The following is a 20,999-nucleotide window of genomic DNA, read 5'->3' as shown; positions in this document are numbered from 1 at the left end:
GTAGGATATGGACAGCAACACGCCAAGACTCTCTTTACGCACCATTGAGCCGACCGATTACCCAGAGCTCGCGGAATTAATGGACCTTGTTTTTCCTGATGTTGGTGGCTCATGGCCACGCCTGACCATCATGGATCTCATTCATCAGTTTCCTGATGGACAAATCTGTATTGAGGATAACGGAAAAATTGTCGGCGCAGCGCTAACAATCAAAGTGGACTACAACCGATTTTCACTTCCTCACCTATACACCGACATCATCACCGAGAACAACGTCATCCAAAACCAAGTGACCGGTGACGCCATGTATGGTCTCGATGTATTTGTTCACCCGGACTACCGTGGACTGCGTTTAGGTCGCCGTCTGTATGATGCGCGTAAAGAACTTTGCCGGAGTAAAAACTTCAAAGCAATTTTAGCCGGTGGTCGCATCCCGAATTACCACAAAAATGCTGACGAATTGAGCGTGGCTGAATACATCGACAAAATAAAACGCCGTGAGCTTCACGATCCTATTTTGTCTTTTCAGCTTGCAAACGACTTCGATGTAAAACGTATTATGCGCGGTTACTTGCCAGAGGATAGTGCTTCTAAAGGCTACGCAACTCTGCTGGAGTGGGATAACTTCTTCTACGAAGAGGATATTCAATCCGTACATGATGTAGAAAAAACGCTGATTCGTATTGGTGTTGTGCAGTGGCAAATGCGCGCCATGAATGACTTAGAGGACTTGCTCGATCAGGCTGAGTTCTTCATTTCTTCTCTTGCGAACTACAAAGCCGATTTCGCCCTATTCCCTGAATTCTTTAACGCGCCGCTGATGGGCTTGCAAAACGACCAAAATTCCGTCGAAGCAATTCGCTTTTTGGCTAGCTTTACAGAAGAGATCAAAAACCGCTTCTCGCAGATGGCCGTCACCTACAACATCAACATTATTGCTGGCAGTATGCCCGTCATCGAAGATGGCAAGTTGTATAATGTGGCCTACTTACTGCAACGAGATGGTGAAATAAACGCTCAATATAAGATTCACATCACGCCCCATGAGCAAAAAGATTGGGTGATCGACGGTGGTGACAATGTTCAGGTGTTCGAAACCGATGCAGGCAAAGTCGGCATACTGATTTGTTATGACAGCGAGTTCCCAGAGTTGGGAAGAATGCTCGCCGAGCAAGGCGCACAAATTGTGTTCGTTCCTTTCTGGACAGACACAAAAAATGGCTACCAACGAGTACGAATCTGTTCCCAATCACGAGCCATCGAAAACGAATGCTACGTTGCAATTGGGGGCAGTGTCGGCAACTTACCTCGTGTTGATAATGTCGATATCCAGTACGCACAATCTGCCGTATTCTCACCGTCGGATATCTATTTCCCACACGATGCGACCTTGACAGAAGCAAGCGCCAACACCGAAATGATAATCTTCGCTGATGTTGATTTGACTAAGTTGAAACAGCTTAATACCGAAGGCTCTGTCACCAACTTACGTCATCGCCGCCTTGATTTGTATGGCGCATTCACCAAAGCCAAAGAGTCATAAGGATCTCCCTAGTTCGCCGCTACCAAAGAGCGTGGCGGCGAGTAAAGCCAGCTGCAGGTTGATTCTGCGCAATTATCAGAGGCATGTCAGTTTTTCTCAACGGTGAGAAACAAGAATTGACCCAATAGGACATTCGGAGTATCACTCCAACTTCGTTCCGATTTTATTAGAGGAAAGCATTTGGAACACATTAACGCTTTACTCATCTCCATGAAGCCTCTGCTGGAGCAGTACGGCTACCTTGCGCTTATTGTCAGCATCTTTTTTGAAGGTATTGGCATTCCCATGCCTGGGCAATCTTTGATGATCGCAGCATCAATTCTGGCCTCAGAACAAGTCATGAATCTGAGTATGGTTATGGTTATATCTTGGCTCAGCTGCTTTTTGGGCAATACTTGTGGCTACTTACTTGGTTACTACTTTGAAGGATGGCTAGATAAAAAAGGTTACATCTCTGGCCCTAAAATGCAGAAGCTCCAAATCACCATTCAAAAATATGGCCCTGCTTGTTTGGTGGTCAGCCGATTTATTGAAGGGATGAAGCAATTTATGCCTCTGGCGTGTGGGATAGCAAAAATGCCACGCAGAGAGTTTTTACTCGGCAACGCACTCGCTGCCACCATTTGGGTTTTGGTGTTCAGTTTACTTACGCATTTTGCATTTGAGCACCTCAGCGCACTCAGCCATTTATATAGCCACTACAAATACGCAATCTGGGCGAGCGCCGCGGTTGTGTTCGCATTGATGCTCCTAGGCTTACTCAAGCGAAAAAAAGCAAAATCGTCGCTATAAATGCACTTTCAATAAAGGCTCATGGTATCAGTAAGATAGATGCCATGAGCTTTTTTCTTTCCTCCAAATACAAAAATTACGCAGCCATTTAGACGTCTAGACGTTGACAATAAAAGTCGGTGAGATTAGTCTGCTCACTTCTCTTATTATTATCTTTGTCGTTTACATGTCCGGTTCCCAACAAACTACTAAAACAGTTGCACCGTCTGCGGTCGCTCTGATCCCATTGATCGTATTCCTTACGCTATTTATTGGCGTAGGCACGTACTTATCTTTGCAAGGCGTTGAATTTGCCTTCTACCAGCTGCCAGCACCAATTGCGGTATTACCAGCCATCATCATTGCGTTTCTTCTCAGCAAAGAGAAACTTAACCGCTCTATTGAACATTTTATGCGTGGTGTTGGTCATCAAGACATCATCGCAATGTGCATGATCTACTTGCTTGCAGGTGCGTTTGCTGCCGTTGCAAAGGCTTCTGGCGGTGTCGATGCTACCGTAAACTTAGGTCTATCTGCCATTCCGACCAGCATGATTTTGCCTGGTATTTTCATGATCTCAGCCTTCATTGCGACAGCGATGGGCACTTCGATGGGCACCATCGCTGCCGTTGCACCTGTGGCTTTGGGCATTGCTCAATCTGCAGGTATGAGCTTGCCATTAACCGCTGGTGTTGTGCTCAGCGGCGCGATGTTTGGTGATAACCTTTCTATCATCTCTGACACCACCATCGCGGCAACACGCTCTCAGGGCTGTGAAATGAAGGACAAGTTCAAAGAGAACATCCGCATTGCACTGCCTGCTGCACTGGTTGCTATGGGTATTTTTGCGTTCAATAGCACTGCGACTCAAGTGCCAGAGACTGGTCCAATTGAATGGTTAAAAGTGCTACCGTACGTCACCATTTTGATTTTGGCGGTTTCAGGGCTTAACGTATTTGTTGTGCTGACTATCGGTATTTTACTGGCAGGTGGCGTAAGTTTGGTTTCGATTGACGACTACGGTCTAACGAACCTAGCGCAAGACGTGTACAGCGGTTTTGGCAACATGCAGGAAATCTTCCTACTATCGATGCTGATTGGTGGTCTGAGTGAGTTGATGCGCCGTCAAGGCGGTCTTGCTTTCCTAACCAACTTAGTGAGCAGCATGATCCACGCGTTTGGCTCTAGCCATTCAAAACACGCGAACAGCCGCGCAAGTGAGCTAGGTATCGCGGGCTTGGTTTCTATGGTGAATGGTTGCACGGCAAATAATACGGTCGCCATCATCGTATCGGGTAGCGTGGCGCGTCAGTTGGCGGAAGAGAACAATGTCTCTCCTCGTCGCTCAGCAAGCTTGTTGGATATTTTCTCGTGCGTGGTACAAGGCATTTTGCCTTACGGCGCGCAAGTATTGTTGCTAGGCTCAGTATTTAACCTTTCTCCATTAGAAGTGGTTGCCAACTCTTACTACTGTTTCGCGCTGGCAATTGCAGCCATTGTGGCGGTGTTTATCAAACACCCAGCTCGCCAACCTGCAGTGCAAACCGAAAACTAACGACAAATACCAAAAAGGCTCCGATGGAGCCTTTTTGCTTTCCGTTCTTCTTTATTTTCCTTGCTTCAAACAGATTCACTTTAAAACTGAACGCAAACTTTGCGCACTGTGTAAAGGAATCGCGAAGCAATGCGCCACATCGCGTAGAGCTTCCACCTGAGCCGCGTTGCTGATTGCTAATTCGCCTGCCACATCGAAGTGGTTATTCTCAAACCCCACTCTCACATCGAATCCAAGTAACATCGCACTCGCTAAACAGTCTTGCTCTCGCGCGCCAAAAGCACAAATGGCACATCGAATTCCTTCCTCGACAAAACGCGCCAAATTCAAACCTCGTAAATCCCATGGCGAAGACCGTTGAGCTTGGTGATAACGCCCTAACACCACTAATGCATGCTGATGCGTTTTAGGTAACACGCCCGCATCGCGTAGTTGGAAATAACGTTCAATGTCGGTTGTATCGTAGAGAATAATTTGGCTCACGATGCTGTTCTCTGCCAACCAATGGAAAAAGGCATGCCCTTCTTTCTCACTTGCGCGATCGGGGATTAACTCCCTCAATGCGAAAGAAGCCGCTTCAGGTTTCACAGCTTTGACTAACGCCCGCTGTTGTGGCGGAGAATATAAACCCACCGCTTCTGTGGTGAGCTGAACCATCATGGTTTCTCCCACCGCTTCTTTCACGGCATGGTAAATTTCCATGTTGTCGTCGATGTCTAATGAATGACGTCCGTTGGCGTCTCTAGCATGCAAATGGATCATGGCAGCCCCTGCTGTTTGACAAGCGATAGCCTCTGCAACCAGTTCGTCCGTTGTCATGGGTAAGTTGGCGTGATCATGCTTGGTTTTTCTTGCGCCGTTTGGAGCCACGATAATGGCGATAGGTTCTCGCAAATATTGGTTTGCTACTTCCATGTCTCCGCCACCTCTTTTAACGTCAGTGAGAGTTTGCCGACTAGTTCATCAATATGATGAGACTGAATAATGAATGGCGGTGCGAGCAAAATATGGTACCCATTAACGCCATCAATCGTTCCGCCCATTGGGTAGCACATTAAGCCATTTTCCATTGCTCGCTGTTTGATGCGTTTGTCTGCCAATGTGGCTTTACTCAGAGGCGACTTGCTTTCTTTATCCGCCACCAGCTCAATGCCAAAAAACAAGCCTTTACCACGAATGTCGCCAATGTACGGTAAATGGGCCAATGCAGAAGTAAGCTCATTACGCAGCAAAACACTTTGCCGATTCACCGCCGTTAATAAGTCATCTTGGAAGATGGTTTCAATTGTTGCCACGGCGGCAGCGCACGCCACAGGGTGCGCCATAAAGGTATGACCGTGTTGGAAAAAACCGCTTCCATCAGCAATAGCTTGATAGACTCGATCATTCGCAACCACCGCGCCAATAGGTTGATAACCCGCACCAAGCCCTTTAGCCATACAAACCAGATCGGGCTCTGCCTCTTCTTGCTCAAATGCAAAAAAACTGCCACTTCGCCCAACGCCACACATGACTTCATCCAAGATCAATAACACATCGTATTGGTCGCATATTTCGCGAATACGTTTGAAGTAACCTTGAGTCGCAGGCACAGCTCCAGCGGTGGCTCCCACAATAGGCTCGGCGACAAAAGCCATTACATTCTCAGCCCCCAACTCAAGAATTTTTGCCTCAAGTTCATTCGCCGTTCGCAATGAGTAATCCAATTCCGACTCATGAGTCTGCTGATACCGATAAGCATAGCAAGGGGCAATGTGATGGCTCGGATGCAAGATAGGCTTGAACGGTTCACGTCGCCATTCATTACCTCCGACAGCCAAAGCCCCCAAGGTATTGCCGTGATAACTTTGCTGACGCGCGATGAATTGCTTTTTCTCTGGCTTACCTGATTCCACGAAATACTGCCGCGCCATTTTTAGTGCCGACTCCACCGCTTCTGATCCTCCACTGACTAAGTACACATGGTTGAACTGTTCAGGCATGTGCTGACAAATCAATTCTGCTAGGCGCTCACTGTTGTCACTAGTAAAAAATCCAGTATGAGCAAATGGCACTCGCTCGAGCTGTTCCAACATGGCTTTTTTAACGGCGTGATGACTGTGGCCAAGGTTTGATACCGCAGCACCACCACAAGCATCGAGATACTGCTTTCCATGCTTATCGAATAGATAAACACCTTCACCTCTATCGATGATTGGTAGCGTAGCATGGCAATGACGGTGAAATACGTAAGACATTTGAGTCCCTTCCAATGTATAAGATTTGCACACATCATCAGGAACAAACCCAAACGTGACAAGAGAATAAATCTCACCCTCTATGAGCTTTTGGAATACCACAAACCAAAAACACCAAAACCCTTGATATTTAAACAATAAAATAAAAATAGGCCAGCTTTTTTAAAGGCTGGCCTATGGGTAACCCAAAGCTAAAAACAGAATCGTTTTACGCGTTTAGTGCCTGTTCTAAATCGGCTAGAATATCGTCAATATGTTCAATACCCACCGATAAACGAATCATCTCTGGAGACACACCAGCTTGTTTTTGTTCTGCTTCGCTCAATTGACGATGAGTCGTCGATGCAGGATGGCAAGCCAATGATTTTGCATCGCCAATGTTCACCAAACGCTTAAAGATTTTCAAAGCATCATAAAAACGCACACCAGCGTCATAACCATCTTTTAAACCAAACGACAAAATCGCAGAAGGCTTACCTTTCATGTATTTTTCGGCGAGATGGAAGTGTTCAGAACTTGGCAATCCGGCATAACTTACCCAACTGACTTTGTCATTCTGTTCCAAGAATTCAGCCACTTTGAGTGTGTTCTCGGTATGGCGCTCCATACGCAGCGGTAACGTTTCTAACCCTTGCATAAGCATAAATGCATTCATCGGTGATAATGCTGCTCCGGTATTACGCAGTGGTACGGTACGCGCACGCCCGATAAATGCCGCCTCACCAAACGCTTCGGTATACACCACGCCGTGGTAAGAAGGTTCTGGTTGGTTGAAAACAGGAAAGCGGTCTTTGTGCTGCGCCCAAGGGAATTTACCTGAATCCACAATCACGCCACCCAATGTGGTGCCATGCCCACCAACGTATTTAGTGAGAGAGTGAACTACGATATCCGCACCAAATTCGATGGGTTTGCAAAGCACTGGCGTCGCAACGGTGTTATCCACAATCACAGGTACGCCTTGTGCATGAGCAAGCTCCGCCACACGTTCTAAATCGATGATATTACCCGCAGGGTTACCAATGCTCTCGCAGTACACCGCTTTGGTATTTTCATCAATTAATTCGGCCAAACTTTCTGGCTTGTCATCTTTAGCAAACTTCACCTGAATACCTTGATTTGGGAGCATGTGCGCAAACAAGGTATAAGTACCGCCATAAAGTTGCGGCGTAGAAACGATGTTATCGCCCGCTTGCGCTAAGGTCAGAATTGCATAGTTAATCGCTGCACTCCCCGCACTCACGACCAATCCAGCAATGCCGCCTTCTAACGCCGCCATGCGTTTTTCCAGAACATCGTTAGTCGGATTCATGATGCGAGTGTAGATATTCCCCGGCACTTCCAAGTTAAACAGATCAGCGCCGTGCTGCGCGTTGTCAAACTCGTACGCGACTGTTTGATAAATCGGCGTCGCGACAGATTTAGTGGTAGGGTCAGTTTCGTAACCAAAATGGATGGATAGCGTTTCGTCTTTCATGTTCTTCCCTGTCTTTCATCACTCAAATAGCGGCAAGCAAAGCACTTACCTTGCTTAAAACTTATATTGCCCAATTTTTCAACAAATAACGTAGGGATGAATCACAGAGATAAAACGCTAATTCAACTGTCCAAGTAACCAGTGACGAAACGTTTCTGTCGCATTCGTACGTGTGTTCATGATCAAGTAATACCCTGCATTGGCAGGAATCGGTTTGAATGGAGAAACCAAACGCTCTGTCGTCAATTCATCCTCAATCAGTGCCATTCGTGCCATCGCAATCCCAACGCCTGCTTCGGCTGCAGACATCGCCATATCCGTTCGATTAAAAAAGTGTCCGATATCGGTTTTAAAATCCAACCCCATCGCTGACGCCCAATATAGCCACTCATAGTCACGCGTCGCTTTTTCCCATGGCATCGCATCGTGTAGTAGCGTCGCCTCTTGCCATTGCTTCACTGGCATTGAGTTTTTTTGCTCACCAAACAACGTTTTTAGCCAGCCATGATCCTCAAGGTATTTTGGACTCATCACCGGTAGCAGATGCTCATCCAAAATCAGCTCCGCGTTAGCATTTCTATAAGGATGAAGACCATAGTCAATTGCGACGTCATAGTCTTTTATCTCACTATTTACCAGCGCACCTTCCGCAAAGATTTGTACTTGGATATCCGGATTATCATGATGGAAGCTTTCGAGCTTTGGGACTAACCATTTGAAAGCAAAAGAAGGCGTCAACTTCAAACGAATTTCATTGGTTTGCTTTTCTACTTTGAGCTCATCAAGCAATTTGCTCAGTTCCGAAAAGTGAAACTGCGTCGCTTGGTGTAACTGAGTGCCTTTTACGGTTAAACGAGTACCGCGAGAGTGGCGTTCAAATAAAGTAAAACCTAATAACGCTTCCAAATGAATAATTTGTTGGCTTATGGCACCAGTGGTGAGGTGTAAATGTCTTGCAGCACCAGTAAAGCTGTTGTACTCCGCGACTTGGCTAAATAGACACAAGCCACTTATCAGATTACTTTTCATCCTTGAGCCTATAGTTTTTCTAAACGCTGTGTGTAATTTATATCGATTGTTAACAAAAGGTAAAGAAAAGAAACTGAGCACTCTGATAAATGTGTGGAGTGCATCAATGGAAGTCATCGTATTAGGCAGCGGCGTTATCGGCTTAACCTCTGCTTGGTATTTATCTCAAGCAGGCTATCAAGTTACCGTCATTGACCGCCAACCAAGCAGTGCCATGGAAACGAGCTTCGCCAATGCCGGGCAGATCTCATATGGCTATTCTTCGCCTTGGGCTGCGCCTGGTGTTCCTGTTAAAGCCATTAAGTGGTTAATGGAGGAGCATGCTCCACTTAAAATCAAACCCACTCTGAATGCCGACATGATCCGCTGGGCGAGTAAAATGGTCGCGAACTGCACCCTACCTCGCTATCAAGTTAACAAGGCTCGCATGCTTTCGATCGCTAACCACAGCCGTATTTGCTTAGAACAGTTACGCCAAGAACACGCCATTGAGTATCAAGGACGTCAGTTTGGGACCTTGCAAGTATTCCGAACACATCAACAGCTGCAAGCTATTGAAAAGGACATGCAGCTCCTTGAACAAAGCGGAACCCGATTTAAGCTAATGGACGTCGAACAATGTATTGAACAAGAGCCAGGGCTTGCACTTGTGAAAGACAAACTGGTTGGTGGCTTGCATCTACCTGATGACGAAACGGGCGATTGCCATCAATTTTGCCAACAACTAACGGAGCTTGCTAAGGCACACGGTGTCCGATTTGAGTTCGATACTGAAGTAAGCAATTGGGTTACAGTAGGTAAAAAGATCATAGGTGTCCAAACGAACCGAGGACAATTTAAAGCAGACCAATATGTGGTGGCCTCTGGCAGCTACTCTACAGCGCTACTCAAGCAACTCGATATTGATATTCCGGTCTACCCTGTCAAAGGCTATTCACTCACCATCCCGATGGAAGATGAACACTTCTCTCCTCGATCTACTGTGATGGATGAAACCTATAAAGTCGCTATGACTCGATTTGATGACCGAATTCGCGTAGCTGGCACCGCAGAATTAGCAGGGTTTGATGCTTCCCTTCCACAAAAGCGCAAAAACACCATCGAAATGGTCATCCGTGATCTTTTTCCTCGTTGTGGTGACTTCAGCCAAGCTGAGTTTTGGAGCGGCTTTAGGCCAATGACGCCTGATGGCACACCAATTATCGGCGCGACTAAATACGATAACCTTTTTACTAACACCGGACACGGAACTCTGGGTTGGACGATGGCTTGTGGTTCAGGTCAATTGCTAGCAAGCGTAATGAAAGGTGAAAAAACAAAAGTGATGGATAATGCGGAGCTTAACCTTTGTCGTTACGCCTGAGGACATGACTGAACAAAAAACAGGCAGACACTTACTCCACAAAATGCATAACCACTGGCATTTTTAACTCATCAAAATCGCAGCACATTTAAATGACAATGTGCTGCATAATTAATCATCAGGCAAATCTTCTACCTAAAAGGAGCAAATAAGCAACAAGAACCAAATTTTAACAACTACTCTCCATTCTGTGTTCATCATCACGCTACAAAGGATTTGTAGCTAAAAAAGTTAACAATTGCATTACATAAAGGGTAATGTATTGTGTGAAAAACAACCACAAACACAACTAACAGGGAAAATACTCATGCAGTCATTAGTTGATTTTCTGAATGGAATTATTTGGAGCCCGGTACTGATCTATTTGTGCCTTGGCGCAGGTTTGTTCTATTCAATCATGACGCGTTTTGTACAAATTCGTCACTTCTTTGAGATGTGGCGCTTATTACTTTCAGGGAAGAGTTCAACAAAAGGGATATCATCATTTCAGGCACTTGCCGTTTCACTGTCTGGCCGTGTAGGTACAGGTAACATTGCTGGTGTTGCTGCTGCTATCGGTTTCGGTGGCCCAGGCGCCGTATTCTGGATGTGGGTCGTAGCCTTCTTTGGCGCTGCAACCGCATACGCAGAATCAACACTTGCACAAATTTATAAAGAAGAAGACGAAGGCGAGTTCCGTGGTGGCCCTGCTTACTATATTGAGAAAGCAATGGGACAAAAATGGTACGCTTGGATCTTTGCTATCGCGACCATCTTTGCTTGTGGTGTTCTACTTCCTGGCGTTCAATCGAACAGTATCGGTAACGCAGTAGAAGCCGCATTTGGCTCAGGTGACATGATTGAAACCGCTATTGGTACCTTCAGTTTTGCTAAAATTTTCACTGGTACGGTTGTTTGTGTCATTTTGGCTTTCATCATTTTTGGTGGCGTAAAGCGTATCGCGAACTTTACCCAAGTCGTTGTGCCATTTATGGCGTTAGCTTACATCATTACTGCGTTTGTCATCATCCTTCTAAACATTGGTGAGGTTCCACGCATTTTCGGCATGATCATTGGTGACGCGTTCACACCAATGGCAGGCGTTGGTGCAGCAATCGGCTGGGGTGTAAAACGTGGTGTCTACTCCAACGAAGCAGGTCAAGGTACTGGTCCTCACGCAGCAGCAGCAGCGAGTGTTGATCACCCAGCTCAGCAAGGTCTTGTTCAATCTTTCTCTATTTACATCGATACACTACTTGTGTGTTCAGCAACCGCGTTCATGATTCTTATCACTGGCGCGTACAACGTAAATGGTGCGATTGAAGGTACATTCCTGGTTCAAAACCTACCAGCGGATATTGGTGCAAATGGTCCTGTGTTTACACAGATGGCGATCGAAAGCGCACTACCTGGCGTGGGTAAACCATTCATCGCAATCGCTCTATTCTTCTTCGCGTTTACGACCATTCTGGCTTACTACTACATTGCAGAAACGAACATTGCTTACATTCGTCGTACGTTCAAAGTAAATGGACTGATGTTTATTCTGAAAGTCATCATTATTTCATCCGTGTTCTACGGAACCGTGAAAACCGCCAACTTAGCATGGGCGATGGGTGATGTAGGCGTAGGACTGATGGCGTGGCTAAACATCATCGGTATTTTGATCATCTTCTTTATGTCGAAGCCTGCACTCAAAGCACTGAACGACTACGAAGAGCAACAAAAACGTGGTGTGACCGATTTTACATTTAACCCTGTTGCACTGGGCATTAAAGGCGCAGATTACTGGGAAGATAAGTACCGACGTAAAACGGGTAAAGCACCAACGGCAGACAGCAATAGCGCAGAAACTGTTGAGCAACCATCAACATAGCGTTATCACATAAATAAGAAAAAGCAGTGGTCCGATTTAGGACATAAAAAAGGGGGGATTAACCAATGGTTAATCCCCCTTTCTTCATTATGAGTAGCAGCTTAGGCGATAACCGCTTCAACTTTACGAGCGATTTTTGCTTTACCTACAGGTAACACTTCACGACCAAATTCGTTGTTCAGTACTTGTGCCATTGCGAAGTAAATTGCACTTGCGCCACAGAAGATACCCTCGAAGCCAGCGATAGCACCGATCACTTCGCTACCAGTGAAATCACGAGCAGCAAGCAAGAAGAACAGGATAGTTAGAGAGCCAAATACCACTTGCTTCGCTGTTGGGTAACATAGAGAACCAATGAACATGAAACCAGTGAAGATGCCCCAAAGCGCTAGGTACCAACCCATAAAGCTTGCAGGGCTTGCAGGAAGACCCATGTGAGGCATTACGATTAGACCAACCAATGTTAGCCAAAATAGACCGTAAGAAGTAAACGCAGTTGTGCCGAACGTATCACCGCGTTTAAAACACATGATGCCAACGATTACTTGGCTAAGGCCACCGTAAAAGATGCCCATCGCTAGAATCATAGAGTCAATTGGGAAAAATCCTGCATTATGAATATTGAGCAGAATAGTGGTCATACCGAAACCCATTAGACCTAGCGGTGCTGGGTTAGCCAGTTTTGTCGACATGTACAAATACCTTTTTTCAAAAATGTTGATAAAAAATGCGCGCGAATTTTAATGGGCTCCAGAACAAAAGAGAAAAGCTGTTATTGAAAACTTAGATTCCATAAATAAACCACTACATATATAAAAAAAGACCCTGCAAAAAAGCAGAGTCTTTATAGATGGTTAGGTTGTTTTTTACTCGATCACTGACAAGAAATCTCGTCCCAGAACCAGTTGCTTTGCGTTGGGCTTTCCCACACTCCTGGGCCATTTTTCGCAACAAAACATTTGTTTTGGTACGTCACTTTATCGCCGTTAGCGACTTGCGTTACACCCGGCTCCCACTGAATAAAATTGCCTGTCACTGGTGGTTCTGGCTCGGTTACTGGCGGCTCAGGTTCTGTGACGGGCGGCTCTGGCTCAGTCACCGGTGGTTCAGGTTCCGTTGTAGGCGGCTCCGTAGGAGTGCCTGAAACCAGCTTCCACGGGTCTCCTTTCGTTGGCTCATTACCTTGTGACCACCATTTCGCTTCGTAAACAGCACCTTGGTAAGAGACTTGTTCCCCCGTGTTATATACTTTGCCAGAATCCCAAGCTGCCACACCACCTACAGGCGGATCGACCGGATCCACTGGGTCTAACTTGTCAACTACACGAACTTCTGGCCAACCCGCATGAGATTGGTAGAAGTTAGTTACACATTTCTCATAATCACCCGCAACTAGCGCAGAATAAGCCGTTTGGAAACCAACAAGCTCACATTCAAATGAGTGACCTCCAGGACGATCTGAGTAGTATTTCCAGTTCCCATCCCAGTTGGTGTACAACACGTCTGTCGCACCATTCAGATTTAAGCTGCCGTAAGGCGTCTGCTGCCAACAGGTATTGGTCTCATCGGCTTCAATTGGAATTTGATAATGAGCGGCAAGTCCTTCCCAATAGCGAATACGGTTAACAGGTTGACCTTTATCTTTGTTTTGCTCCCCACACTCAATACCACCATTGATCACGTTGATGGTCGTACCAAAGCCGTAACCAATGCCAGCATCAAGCTCACGCTGTGAAGGCACCCAAGTACGGTCAATCACATGTAGCATTGCTGGTTTCGGTGCTTGTGGGGTTAGGAAGAACCAGATAGCCGATGCTAAGTTCAGCCACGAATCCGCAACCAAGCCTGGATTTTTCAACAATACAGATGCATCGCCATCAAACATCACTTCAGAGAACGCGCCATAGTTAAAATGGTAAGAAAGCTGTTTTGCACCACGTCCAAAGTAACCTTGTCCAGGTTCACATGGCCAGCGTTTGTTTTGCCAGTCATTTTGACCACAACCTGTTGTGTAACCTTCTTGCCCTTCAGACCATCCCATTTCTCGCACATGAACCAAAGCTTGCTGCCACTCTTCCAACCCTAGCGGATTATCCGATACGTTATCGATCGAAATATGGCCACCGGTTTCCTGTGCAAAGTGAGCAAACGCTGTCACGATCGATTTTTTACAAATCGCATCCGAATCACGACCGTCTGTGTACTCACCACAGAATGCTGGGAACTTGCCAATTGCACGTAGGAAACGCGTGTAAGTGTATTCAGGTGCCGCCATTTGAGTCAGGAAGTCCCACTCACTTTCGGGGAATACACGCTCTACACGCTTCACGTTTTCTGGGTTGGTTGTCGCCCCTGGAACAATCGCTTCAACCACTGAGTTCGGGCGTGTCTCTAATGCTTGTGACCAAATGGCATACATAGGATCAGAAGTTTTGCTTTGCTCTACGGCTTGAACGTCACCACGAGCAATAACATAACCATTCGGATTTTGCGGATCGGGCTGAATATTCATACTCGCATTCACTTGTGCTGCTAAGACACAACTCAATGCAAGAGGAAGATGTTTGAGTGCAAACATGTCTAGTCTCCGGATTTCAACAATACAATATACGAGGAATAACTAGACATATAGTGGATCATATATACGAAACACCGAGCCAAGTACGTTGATTCTGCGAGACAAAATGAATAAATAGGTCCTCACACACATTTTGTCACAAGAAAAATGTTACCTTGACTCAAAAGAAAAGCGGAGACCCTGTGAGCCTCCGCTTTGTGATGCTTCTCTCTTTATTGTTCTGCCGAAACCACCTCTAGCTTCGCGGTTGACTTTTGTTTAGACAGCACAAAATAAACCACACACTGAGAAATAATTGCGGCAAGCACAATCACTGGTGAGGCGTTGATTCCAGCTAAAAGAAAACACCCCAATGCGATCATTCCATTGAGTAATGCGTAAGGCAATTGTGTACGGAAGTGCTCATACTGTTCACACCCCGCTCCTGTCGACGACAAAATCGTAGTTTCAGAGATGGGAGAACAGTGATCGCCAAACAAGCCACCAGATAATACCGCACCAATACAAACCAACAGTGGTGCATCAATCGCGACGGCAGTTGGGATCACTAATGGCATCATGATGGCAAACGTCCCCCAAGATGATCCCGTAGCGAACGAGATAATACCGGCCAGTAAAAACGCAACCGCTGGCAATAACCAGTAAGGGAAACCGGCTTGAGCTTGTTCAGCAATGTATGCAGCTGCACCTAATTCTTTCCCAACCGAGCTAAGCGCCCAAGCCAATACCAGAATCACCGCCACTGACATCATGTTTGACATCCCTTTCAGATAAACCTGAATACCATCCGAAAGCTTTCTTACTCCATAAAACGCCATCAGCGCAATTAAAGTGAAGGCCGCGAAGAAATATGCAGAAGAAAGTGCAGCCCTAAACGTTGATCCTGCCACTTTTTGAAATGGAAAACCGTGTGGCACGAGGATGGTACATAGAACCACCAGCATAACGAGCAAAGGTGCCCATACAAAACTAGATTTTGCATTTTTATGCGTAAACACATTCATGGACTCCTGCACTTTCCCAAAGTCGGAGCCCTGCTCTGCTAGTTGTTCAGCCTTCGCCATCGGTCCGAAATCTAATTTGAAGAAAGAGACAATCGGCACAATCGCGATCGCAAGAAAGGCGTAAAACTGATACGGGATCGCACCAATGAAAGCATCCCAATCACTCATACTGACATTCAGGGCAGTAAACTCTTTTTGAATCAATCCCATGATGTAAACGCCCCATCCGATAAAAGGGATCAAGATTGCGACGGGAGAGGAAGTAGAGTCGATAATAAAAGCTAATTTTTGGCGTGATACTTTTAACTTATCAAATAAAGGGCGAAAAACAGGGCCAACAATCAGTGGTGTACCAAGGTCTGAGAAGAAAATAACCACACCACCGAACCATGCGGACAGTTGAGCTTGGCATTTACTCGCAACCCATTGAGTAACCTTTTTAGCAAACGCCACACCACCGCCAGATTTCTCCATCAAGGCAACAAAGCCACCAATAAAGACCAAGAGCAAAATGACGCCCGCATTGTAGCTGTCAGTTAATTGCGGCAGTAGATAGCTTTTCATCAATGCACTAAACGAGTCTAGTGGCCCTTTTTCGACAAATGTCCCTTCGAGCATAGCGACACCACTCACCACACCCGCGAATAAACCAACAACGACATTTCTTGTGGTCAGCGCGAGGAAAAGAGTAATAAGGATGGGAATGAGAGAGGTAACGTCAGCCTGTTCCATAGCAATACCATTTATGATAATCAAACAATTAAAATGAATATATATTTAATTTAACCGCATGTATATATCTCTCACAAAAAAGTTGAGCCACCTCTTCACAAACTTGAAGTACAAAAAAACCAGCCCGAAGGCTGGTTCTTATAAACTCAACAGTCTAGAGGAAAATTATTCCCACTCGATAGTCGCTGGTGGCTTACCTGAAATGTCGTAAACAACACGAGAAATGCCATCAACTTCGTTGATAATACGGTTAGATACCTTACCTAGGAAGTCGTATGGTAGGTGTGCCCAATGAGCAGTCATGAAGTCGATAGTTTCTACCGCACGTAGAGACACAACCCAATCGTACTTACGGCCATCGCCCATTACACCAACAGAACGTACTGGTAGGAATACCGTGAACGCTTGAGATACTTTGTTGTATAGATCAGCTGCGTGCAGTTCTTCAATAAAGATAGCATCAGCACGGCGTAGCAAGTCACAGTATTCTTTCTTGATTTCACCAAGAACACGAACACCTAGACCTGGACCTGGGAATGGGTGGCGGTAAAGCATGTTATAAGGCAGGCCTAGCTCTAGACCAATCTTACGTACTTCATCTTTGAACAGCTCACGTAGTGGCTCAACAAGACCCATTTCCATGTCATCTGGAAGACCGCCTACGTTGTGGTGCGATTTGATCACGTGCGCTTTACCAGTCTTAGATGCAGCTGACTCGATTACATCAGGGTAAATCGTACCTTGAGCTAGCCATTTCGCGTTTTTCAGCTTCTTAGACTCTTCATCGAATACATCTACGAATACGTGACCGATAGTCTTACGCTTCTCTTCTGGGTCAGACTTGCCTTCAAGTGCTTTTAGGAAGCGTTCTTCAGCGTCAACTTTGATGATGTTCAAACCAAATTGGTCGCCGAACATATCCATTACTTGTTGACCTTCGTTTAGACGAAGTAAACCGTTATCAACAAATACACACGTTAGCTTGTCGCCGATTGCACGGTGAACCAGCATCGCGACTACCGATGAATCAACACCACCAGATAGACCTAGGATAACTTCGTCGTCACCCACTTGCTCTTTAATGCGAGCAACCGCGTCTTCGATGATAGATTCCGAAGTCCATAGACGCTCACAGCCACATACGCCAAGAACAAAGTTCTCAAGCATTTGTAGGCCACCTTTTGTGTGTGTCACTTCAGGGTGGAACTGAACACCGTAGTATTTCTTCTCTTCGTTCGCCATCGCAGCGTAAGGACAAGTGTCTGTCTCACCAACTTTTACGAAATCGGCTGGGATCTCTACTACTTTGTCGCCATGGCTCATCCAAACGTCTTGAGTTGCTTCAAGGTCTTTAAATAGAGCACATTCACCAGAAACTTTAACCTGAGCGTAGCCAAACTCACGTTCGTTAGAGCCCGCTACTTTGCCTCCTAGCTGTTCCGCCATGGTTTGCATGCCGTAACATACGCCAAGCAAAGGAACACCAGAATCAAACACATATTGAGGCGCGCGTGGAGAGTTCTCTTCCGTTACGCTTTCTGGACCGCCAGATAGGATAATGCCATCTGGGTTGAATTCGCGAATATCCGCTTCTTCTACATCCCAGCTCCATAGTTCACAGTAAACGCCGATTTCACGTACGCGGCGTGCTACTAATTGAGTGTACTGAGAACCGAAGTCCAAGATCAGAATACGTTGGTCATGGATATTTTTAGTCATTTTGAGCAGTCTTTTTAAGGCTAAGTGATTAAAACCGAGGCGAGTGTACTCGCCTCTTCTTAATGCTTCAAGGAAAAAGCAAACGTTTCCGTTGGGTAATTAGTTCCCTAGACGGTAGTTCGGTGCTTCCTTAGTAATTTGAACATCGTGTACATGAGACTCTTGCATACCAGCACCAGAGATACGTACAAATTCAGCTTTCGTACGCATATCTTCGATAGTTGCAGAACCAGTTAGACCCATGCTTGAACGTAGACCACCCATTTGTTGGTGTACGATCTCTTTTAGACGGCCTTTGTATGCGATACGACCTTCGATACCTTCTGGTACTAGCTTGTCCGCTGCGTTGTCAGACTGGAAGTAACGGTCAGAAGAACCTTGAGACATAGCACCAAGAGAACCCATGCCGCGGTAAGACTTGTAAGAACGGCCATTGTATAGAATCACTTCACCCGGCGCTTCTTCAGTACCAGCAAACATAGAACCAACCATCACACATGATGCGCCAGCTACGATTGCTTTACAGATATCACCTGAGAAACGGATACCACCGTCAGCAATAACCGGAATACCATAATCATTAGCCACTTCTGCCGCATCTGCGATTGCAGTGATTTGTGGAACTCCCACACCCGTTACAATACGAGTTGTACAGATAGAACCAGGGCCGATACCAACTTTCACTGCGCTTACGCCAGCTTCGATTAGTGCTTTAGCACCAGCACCTGTTGCTACGTTACCACCGACGATGTCTAGATCTGGGTAAGCAGCGCGAGTTTCGCGGATGCGGTTTAGTACACCTTCAGAATGTCCGTGTGAAGAGTCGATAAGTAGAATGTCAACGCCTGCTTCAACTAGAGCAGCAACACGCTCTTCGTTACCAGCGCCAGCACCAACTGCTGCGCCAACACGTAGGCGACCACGCTCATCTTTACATGCGTTTGGTTTACGTTCTGCTTTGTGGAAGTCTTTCGCAGTAATCATACCGGTTAGTTGGAACTCATCATTCACAACCAATACTTTCTCTACACGAGCTTCGTGCATTTTCTCTTGCACTTCTTCTCGTGTTGCACCTTCTTTAACTGCTGCCAACTTCTCTTTTGGCGTCATTACTGAAGATACTTTCTTAGAAAGGTCCGTCACAAAACGAACGTCACGACCAGTGATAATACCAACAAGCTCATTGCTCTCAGTGACAACAGGGAAACCTGCAAAACCATGCTTTTCAGTGAGTGCAACAACATCAGCGATGGTCGCGTCAGGGTTTACAGTAACCGCGTCAGTTACCATACCAGCTTCGAACTTCTTAACTTTACGAACTTCGGCTGCCTGCTGCTCAATAGACATGTTCTTGTGGATAAAGCCAATGCCACCCTCTTGCGCTAGCGCAATTGCTAGACGAGCTTCAGTAACAGTGTCCATAGACGCTGAAATCATTGGGATGTTTAGGGTGATGTTCTTAGTTAGCTGAGTGCGAAGATCAGCTGTGTTTGGGAGAACGGTGGAGTGTGCTGGCACAAGTAGTACGTCATCGAATGTCAGCGCTTCTTTGGCAATTCTTAGCATTTGCAATATCTCACAATTAGAGGAGTAAAAAGACAATCCAATCTCATCGTTTCGCATAATGAGGGTAACCAGTTTTAGGTTGTTGGCTACATTTGGATTAGATATTGCGGAGGGATTATACGGTTAACGCAATCGCTTGACCACAAATTTTTTAATTTTTTTCTTGCAATTACCCCCTTGCTATGTATTATATTGCCGCTAATTTCCATACTCACGTCTAAGAGATTAGCTGTGCTCTCCAAGACCAATCAAAACATCTTTACTGTTTCTCGTCTCAACGCAGAAGTTCGCTTACTCCTTGAAAACGAAATGGGGATCGTTTGGCTCGTCGGAGAGATATCCAACTTTTCAGCTCCTGTCTCTGGTCACTGGTACCTCACTCTTAAAGACTCTCGCGCTCAAGTTAAATGTGCCATGTTTCGTGGTAACAATCGCCGCGTTACTTTCAAGCCCGCTAACGGTAATCAAGTCCTAGTAAAAGCTCGTCTTTCTCTTTATGAGCCTCGCGGTGACTACCAATTGATCATCGAAAGCATGCAACCGGAAGGTGATGGCCGTCTTCAACAAGAGTTTGAAGAGCTGAAAATGAAGCTTGCAGCAGAAGGGTTGTTCGCGCAAATCAATAAGCAATCTTTGCCTGAGCACCCTAAACGTGTTGGCGTCATCACATCGAAAACTGGTGCCGCGCTTTACGATATCTTAGACGTATTGAAACGTCGTGATCCTTCCCTACCTGTTGTGATTTATCCGACAGTGGTACAAGGTGAGGACGCAGCCATTCAAATTGCACAAGCCATTGGTCGCGCTAACAGCCGTGATGAATGTGATGTGCTAATTGTGGGCCGAGGTGGTGGTTCATTAGAAGACTTATGGTGCTTTAACAACGAGATATTAGCTCGCACGATTGCAGCAAGCCAAATTCCTATTATTAGCGCCGTTGGACATGAAGTTGACGTGACAATAGCTGATTTTGTCGCCGACGTACGCGCGCCTACTCCATCAGCAGCCGCTGAGCTAGTAAGCCGTGATAACAGCCACAAAGATCAAGCTTTAGTTACCCGCCAGCATAAGTTAGCGAGCGCGATGCGTTACTACCTAGCACAACAAAAGCAGCAATCTGCTCAATTAGTGCACCGTCTAGAGAGACAGCACCCAAGCTATCGCTTGCAACGTCAGACGCAACAGTTAGATGAGTTGGACATGCGCTTACAGCGAGCGATGAGTCGTTTTATTGCCTTGCGTCAACAGCGAATCGAGCGTCAACATTATCGGCTGCAATTAAATTCTCCTGTAACACGCCTTGCCGAGCAGAAGTCGAAGCTAGAACGTGTTGAGCAAAAGCTCATGGATGCAATGGATCGCAAGTTACTGACTATGCGCCATCAACTCGCGATTGCTGCAGAGAAGTTAGACACCGTCAGCCCACTAGCGACATTGAAACGAGGTTACTCAATTACTCAAACTGAGCAAGGAAAAGTAATTACGCAATCTTCAGATGTAAAATCGGGAGATGTATTGATTACTCGATTAGCCGAAGGCGACGTTCGCTCTACCGTTAACTGAATACAAA

15 protein-coding genes are annotated in these 20,999 nt (G+C 46.0%); 6 read left to right on the top strand and 9 right to left on the bottom strand.

Annotation, left to right across the window (positions count from 1 at the left end; genetic code table 11):
- The first annotated feature begins 7 nt into the window (after positions 1–7).
- The 3 genes from R7Q09_RS15965 (at position 8) to R7Q09_RS15955 (ending at position 3,869) form a co-directional block, all read left to right on the top strand.
- Positions 8–1,543 carry a bifunctional GNAT family N-acetyltransferase/carbon-nitrogen hydrolase family protein gene (locus R7Q09_RS15965; RefSeq protein WP_318070984.1) on the top strand — a complete coding sequence of 512 codons (1,536 nt, stop codon included), beginning with the start codon at positions 8–10 and terminating at the stop codon, positions 1,541–1,543.
- A 204-nt stretch (positions 1,544–1,747) separates the two neighbouring features.
- Positions 1,748–2,335, top strand: coding sequence for a DedA family protein (locus R7Q09_RS15960; protein WP_031791282.1), 588 nt, complete (start codon positions 1,748–1,750; stop codon positions 2,333–2,335).
- A 166-nt stretch (positions 2,336–2,501) separates the two neighbouring features.
- Positions 2,502–3,869 (top strand): Na+/H+ antiporter NhaC family protein, encoded by a 1,368-nt coding sequence (locus R7Q09_RS15955; protein WP_180759570.1) that lies wholly within the window; start codon positions 2,502–2,504, stop codon positions 3,867–3,869.
- A 75-nt stretch (positions 3,870–3,944) separates the two neighbouring features.
- Here the strand turns inward: R7Q09_RS15955 and R7Q09_RS15950 are convergent, their stop codons facing one another.
- The 4 genes from R7Q09_RS15950 to R7Q09_RS15935 form a co-directional block, all read right to left on the bottom strand.
- A complete protein-coding gene (locus R7Q09_RS15950; protein ID WP_318070983.1) occupies positions 3,945–4,784 on the bottom strand; it encodes a 3-keto-5-aminohexanoate cleavage protein in 840 nt (279 codons plus the stop codon).
- Complete coding sequence (locus R7Q09_RS15945) at positions 4,775–6,106, bottom strand: aspartate aminotransferase family protein (RefSeq protein ID WP_318070982.1); 1,332 nt, start codon at positions 6,104–6,106, stop codon at positions 4,775–4,777. The genes R7Q09_RS15950 and R7Q09_RS15945 overlap by 10 nt, the downstream gene beginning before the upstream one ends.
- A gap of 208 nt (positions 6,107–6,314) precedes the next feature.
- On the bottom strand, positions 6,315–7,583 hold the full coding sequence (locus R7Q09_RS15940; protein ID WP_005381677.1) for an O-acetylhomoserine aminocarboxypropyltransferase/cysteine synthase family protein: 1,269 nt from the start codon (positions 7,581–7,583) through the stop codon (positions 6,315–6,317).
- A gap of 117 nt (positions 7,584–7,700) precedes the next feature.
- Positions 7,701–8,612 (bottom strand): LysR substrate-binding domain-containing protein, encoded by a 912-nt coding sequence (locus R7Q09_RS15935; RefSeq protein ID WP_151514546.1) that lies wholly within the window; start codon positions 8,610–8,612, stop codon positions 7,701–7,703.
- 106 nt (positions 8,613–8,718) lie between these two features.
- On the opposite strand from R7Q09_RS15935, the gene R7Q09_RS15930 reads away from it, so the two are divergent.
- Together R7Q09_RS15930 and R7Q09_RS15925 are read left to right on the top strand one after the other, a co-directional pair.
- Positions 8,719–9,975: a D-amino acid dehydrogenase gene (locus tag R7Q09_RS15930; protein WP_017820572.1), complete on the top strand. Its 1,257-nt coding sequence runs from the start codon at positions 8,719–8,721 to the stop codon at positions 9,973–9,975.
- Between the two features lie 307 nt (positions 9,976–10,282).
- Positions 10,283–11,830: an alanine/glycine:cation symporter family protein gene (locus R7Q09_RS15925; protein ID WP_005381681.1), complete on the top strand. Its 1,548-nt coding sequence runs from the start codon at positions 10,283–10,285 to the stop codon at positions 11,828–11,830.
- Between the two features lie 101 nt (positions 11,831–11,931).
- On the opposite strand, the gene R7Q09_RS15920 is transcribed toward R7Q09_RS15925, so the two are convergent.
- From R7Q09_RS15920 to guaB, 5 genes are all read right to left on the bottom strand, one after another.
- The gene (locus tag R7Q09_RS15920) at positions 11,932–12,522 is read right to left on the bottom strand and encodes an acetate uptake transporter (protein ID WP_005381682.1); all 591 of its coding nucleotides are present in this window, start codon (positions 12,520–12,522) and stop codon (positions 11,932–11,934) included.
- Between the two features lie 182 nt (positions 12,523–12,704).
- A complete protein-coding gene (locus tag R7Q09_RS15915; RefSeq protein WP_206949575.1) occupies positions 12,705–14,408 on the bottom strand; it encodes a chitinase in 1,704 nt (567 codons plus the stop codon).
- A gap of 212 nt (positions 14,409–14,620) precedes the next feature.
- The gene (locus tag R7Q09_RS15910) at positions 14,621–16,144 is read right to left on the bottom strand and encodes a Na+/H+ antiporter NhaC family protein (protein WP_005381684.1); all 1,524 of its coding nucleotides are present in this window, start codon (positions 16,142–16,144) and stop codon (positions 14,621–14,623) included.
- A 165-nt stretch (positions 16,145–16,309) separates the two neighbouring features.
- On the bottom strand, positions 16,310–17,863 hold the full coding sequence (gene guaA / locus R7Q09_RS15905; protein WP_005381685.1) for a glutamine-hydrolyzing GMP synthase: 1,554 nt from the start codon (positions 17,861–17,863) through the stop codon (positions 16,310–16,312).
- Positions 17,864–17,962: 99 nt separating this feature from the next.
- Positions 17,963–19,429, bottom strand: coding sequence for an IMP dehydrogenase (guaB, locus tag R7Q09_RS15900; RefSeq protein ID WP_318070981.1), 1,467 nt, complete (start codon positions 19,427–19,429; stop codon positions 17,963–17,965).
- 231 nt (positions 19,430–19,660) lie between these two features.
- On the opposite strand from guaB, the gene xseA reads away from it, so the two are divergent.
- Positions 19,661–20,992, top strand: coding sequence for an exodeoxyribonuclease VII large subunit (gene xseA / locus R7Q09_RS15895; protein ID WP_017633909.1), 1,332 nt, complete (start codon positions 19,661–19,663; stop codon positions 20,990–20,992).
- Positions 20,993–20,999 lie beyond the last annotated feature (7 nt).

This window comes from Vibrio sp. 2130-1, assembly GCF_033339515.1.
This window is presented reverse-complemented; position numbering and strand designations above follow the sequence as displayed.

Bases quoted from the DNA above. Each gene is read 5' to 3' on its own strand.
- R7Q09_RS15965 (WP_318070984.1), top strand. From the start codon at position 8: ATGGACAGCAACACGCCAAGACTCTCTTTACGCACCATTGAGCCGACC.
- R7Q09_RS15945 (WP_318070982.1), bottom strand. From the start codon at position 6,106: ATGTCTTACGTATTTCACCGTCATTGCCATGCTACGCTACCAATCATC.
- R7Q09_RS15910 (WP_005381684.1), bottom strand. From the start codon at position 16,144: ATGGAACAGGCTGACGTTACCTCTCTCATTCCCATCCTTATTACTCTT.
- R7Q09_RS15935 (WP_151514546.1), bottom strand. From the start codon at position 8,612: ATGAAAAGTAATCTGATAAGTGGCTTGTGTCTATTTAGCCAAGTCGCG.
- guaA (WP_005381685.1), bottom strand. From the start codon at position 17,863: ATGACTAAAAATATCCATGACCAACGTATTCTGATCTTGGACTTCGGT.
- R7Q09_RS15940 (WP_005381677.1), bottom strand. From the start codon at position 7,583: ATGAAAGACGAAACGCTATCCATCCATTTTGGTTACGAAACTGACCCT.
- R7Q09_RS15915 (WP_206949575.1), bottom strand. From the start codon at position 14,408: ATGTTTGCACTCAAACATCTTCCTCTTGCATTGAGTTGTGTCTTAGCA.
- guaB (WP_318070981.1), bottom strand. From the start codon at position 19,429: ATGCTAAGAATTGCCAAAGAAGCGCTGACATTCGATGACGTACTACTT.
- R7Q09_RS15925 (WP_005381681.1), top strand. From the start codon at position 10,283: ATGCAGTCATTAGTTGATTTTCTGAATGGAATTATTTGGAGCCCGGTA.
- R7Q09_RS15950 (WP_318070983.1), bottom strand. From the start codon at position 4,784: ATGGAAGTAGCAAACCAATATTTGCGAGAACCTATCGCCATTATCGTG.
- R7Q09_RS15930 (WP_017820572.1), top strand. From the start codon at position 8,719: ATGGAAGTCATCGTATTAGGCAGCGGCGTTATCGGCTTAACCTCTGCT.
- R7Q09_RS15920 (WP_005381682.1), bottom strand. From the start codon at position 12,522: ATGTCGACAAAACTGGCTAACCCAGCACCGCTAGGTCTAATGGGTTTC.
- R7Q09_RS15955 (WP_180759570.1), top strand. From the start codon at position 2,502: ATGTCCGGTTCCCAACAAACTACTAAAACAGTTGCACCGTCTGCGGTC.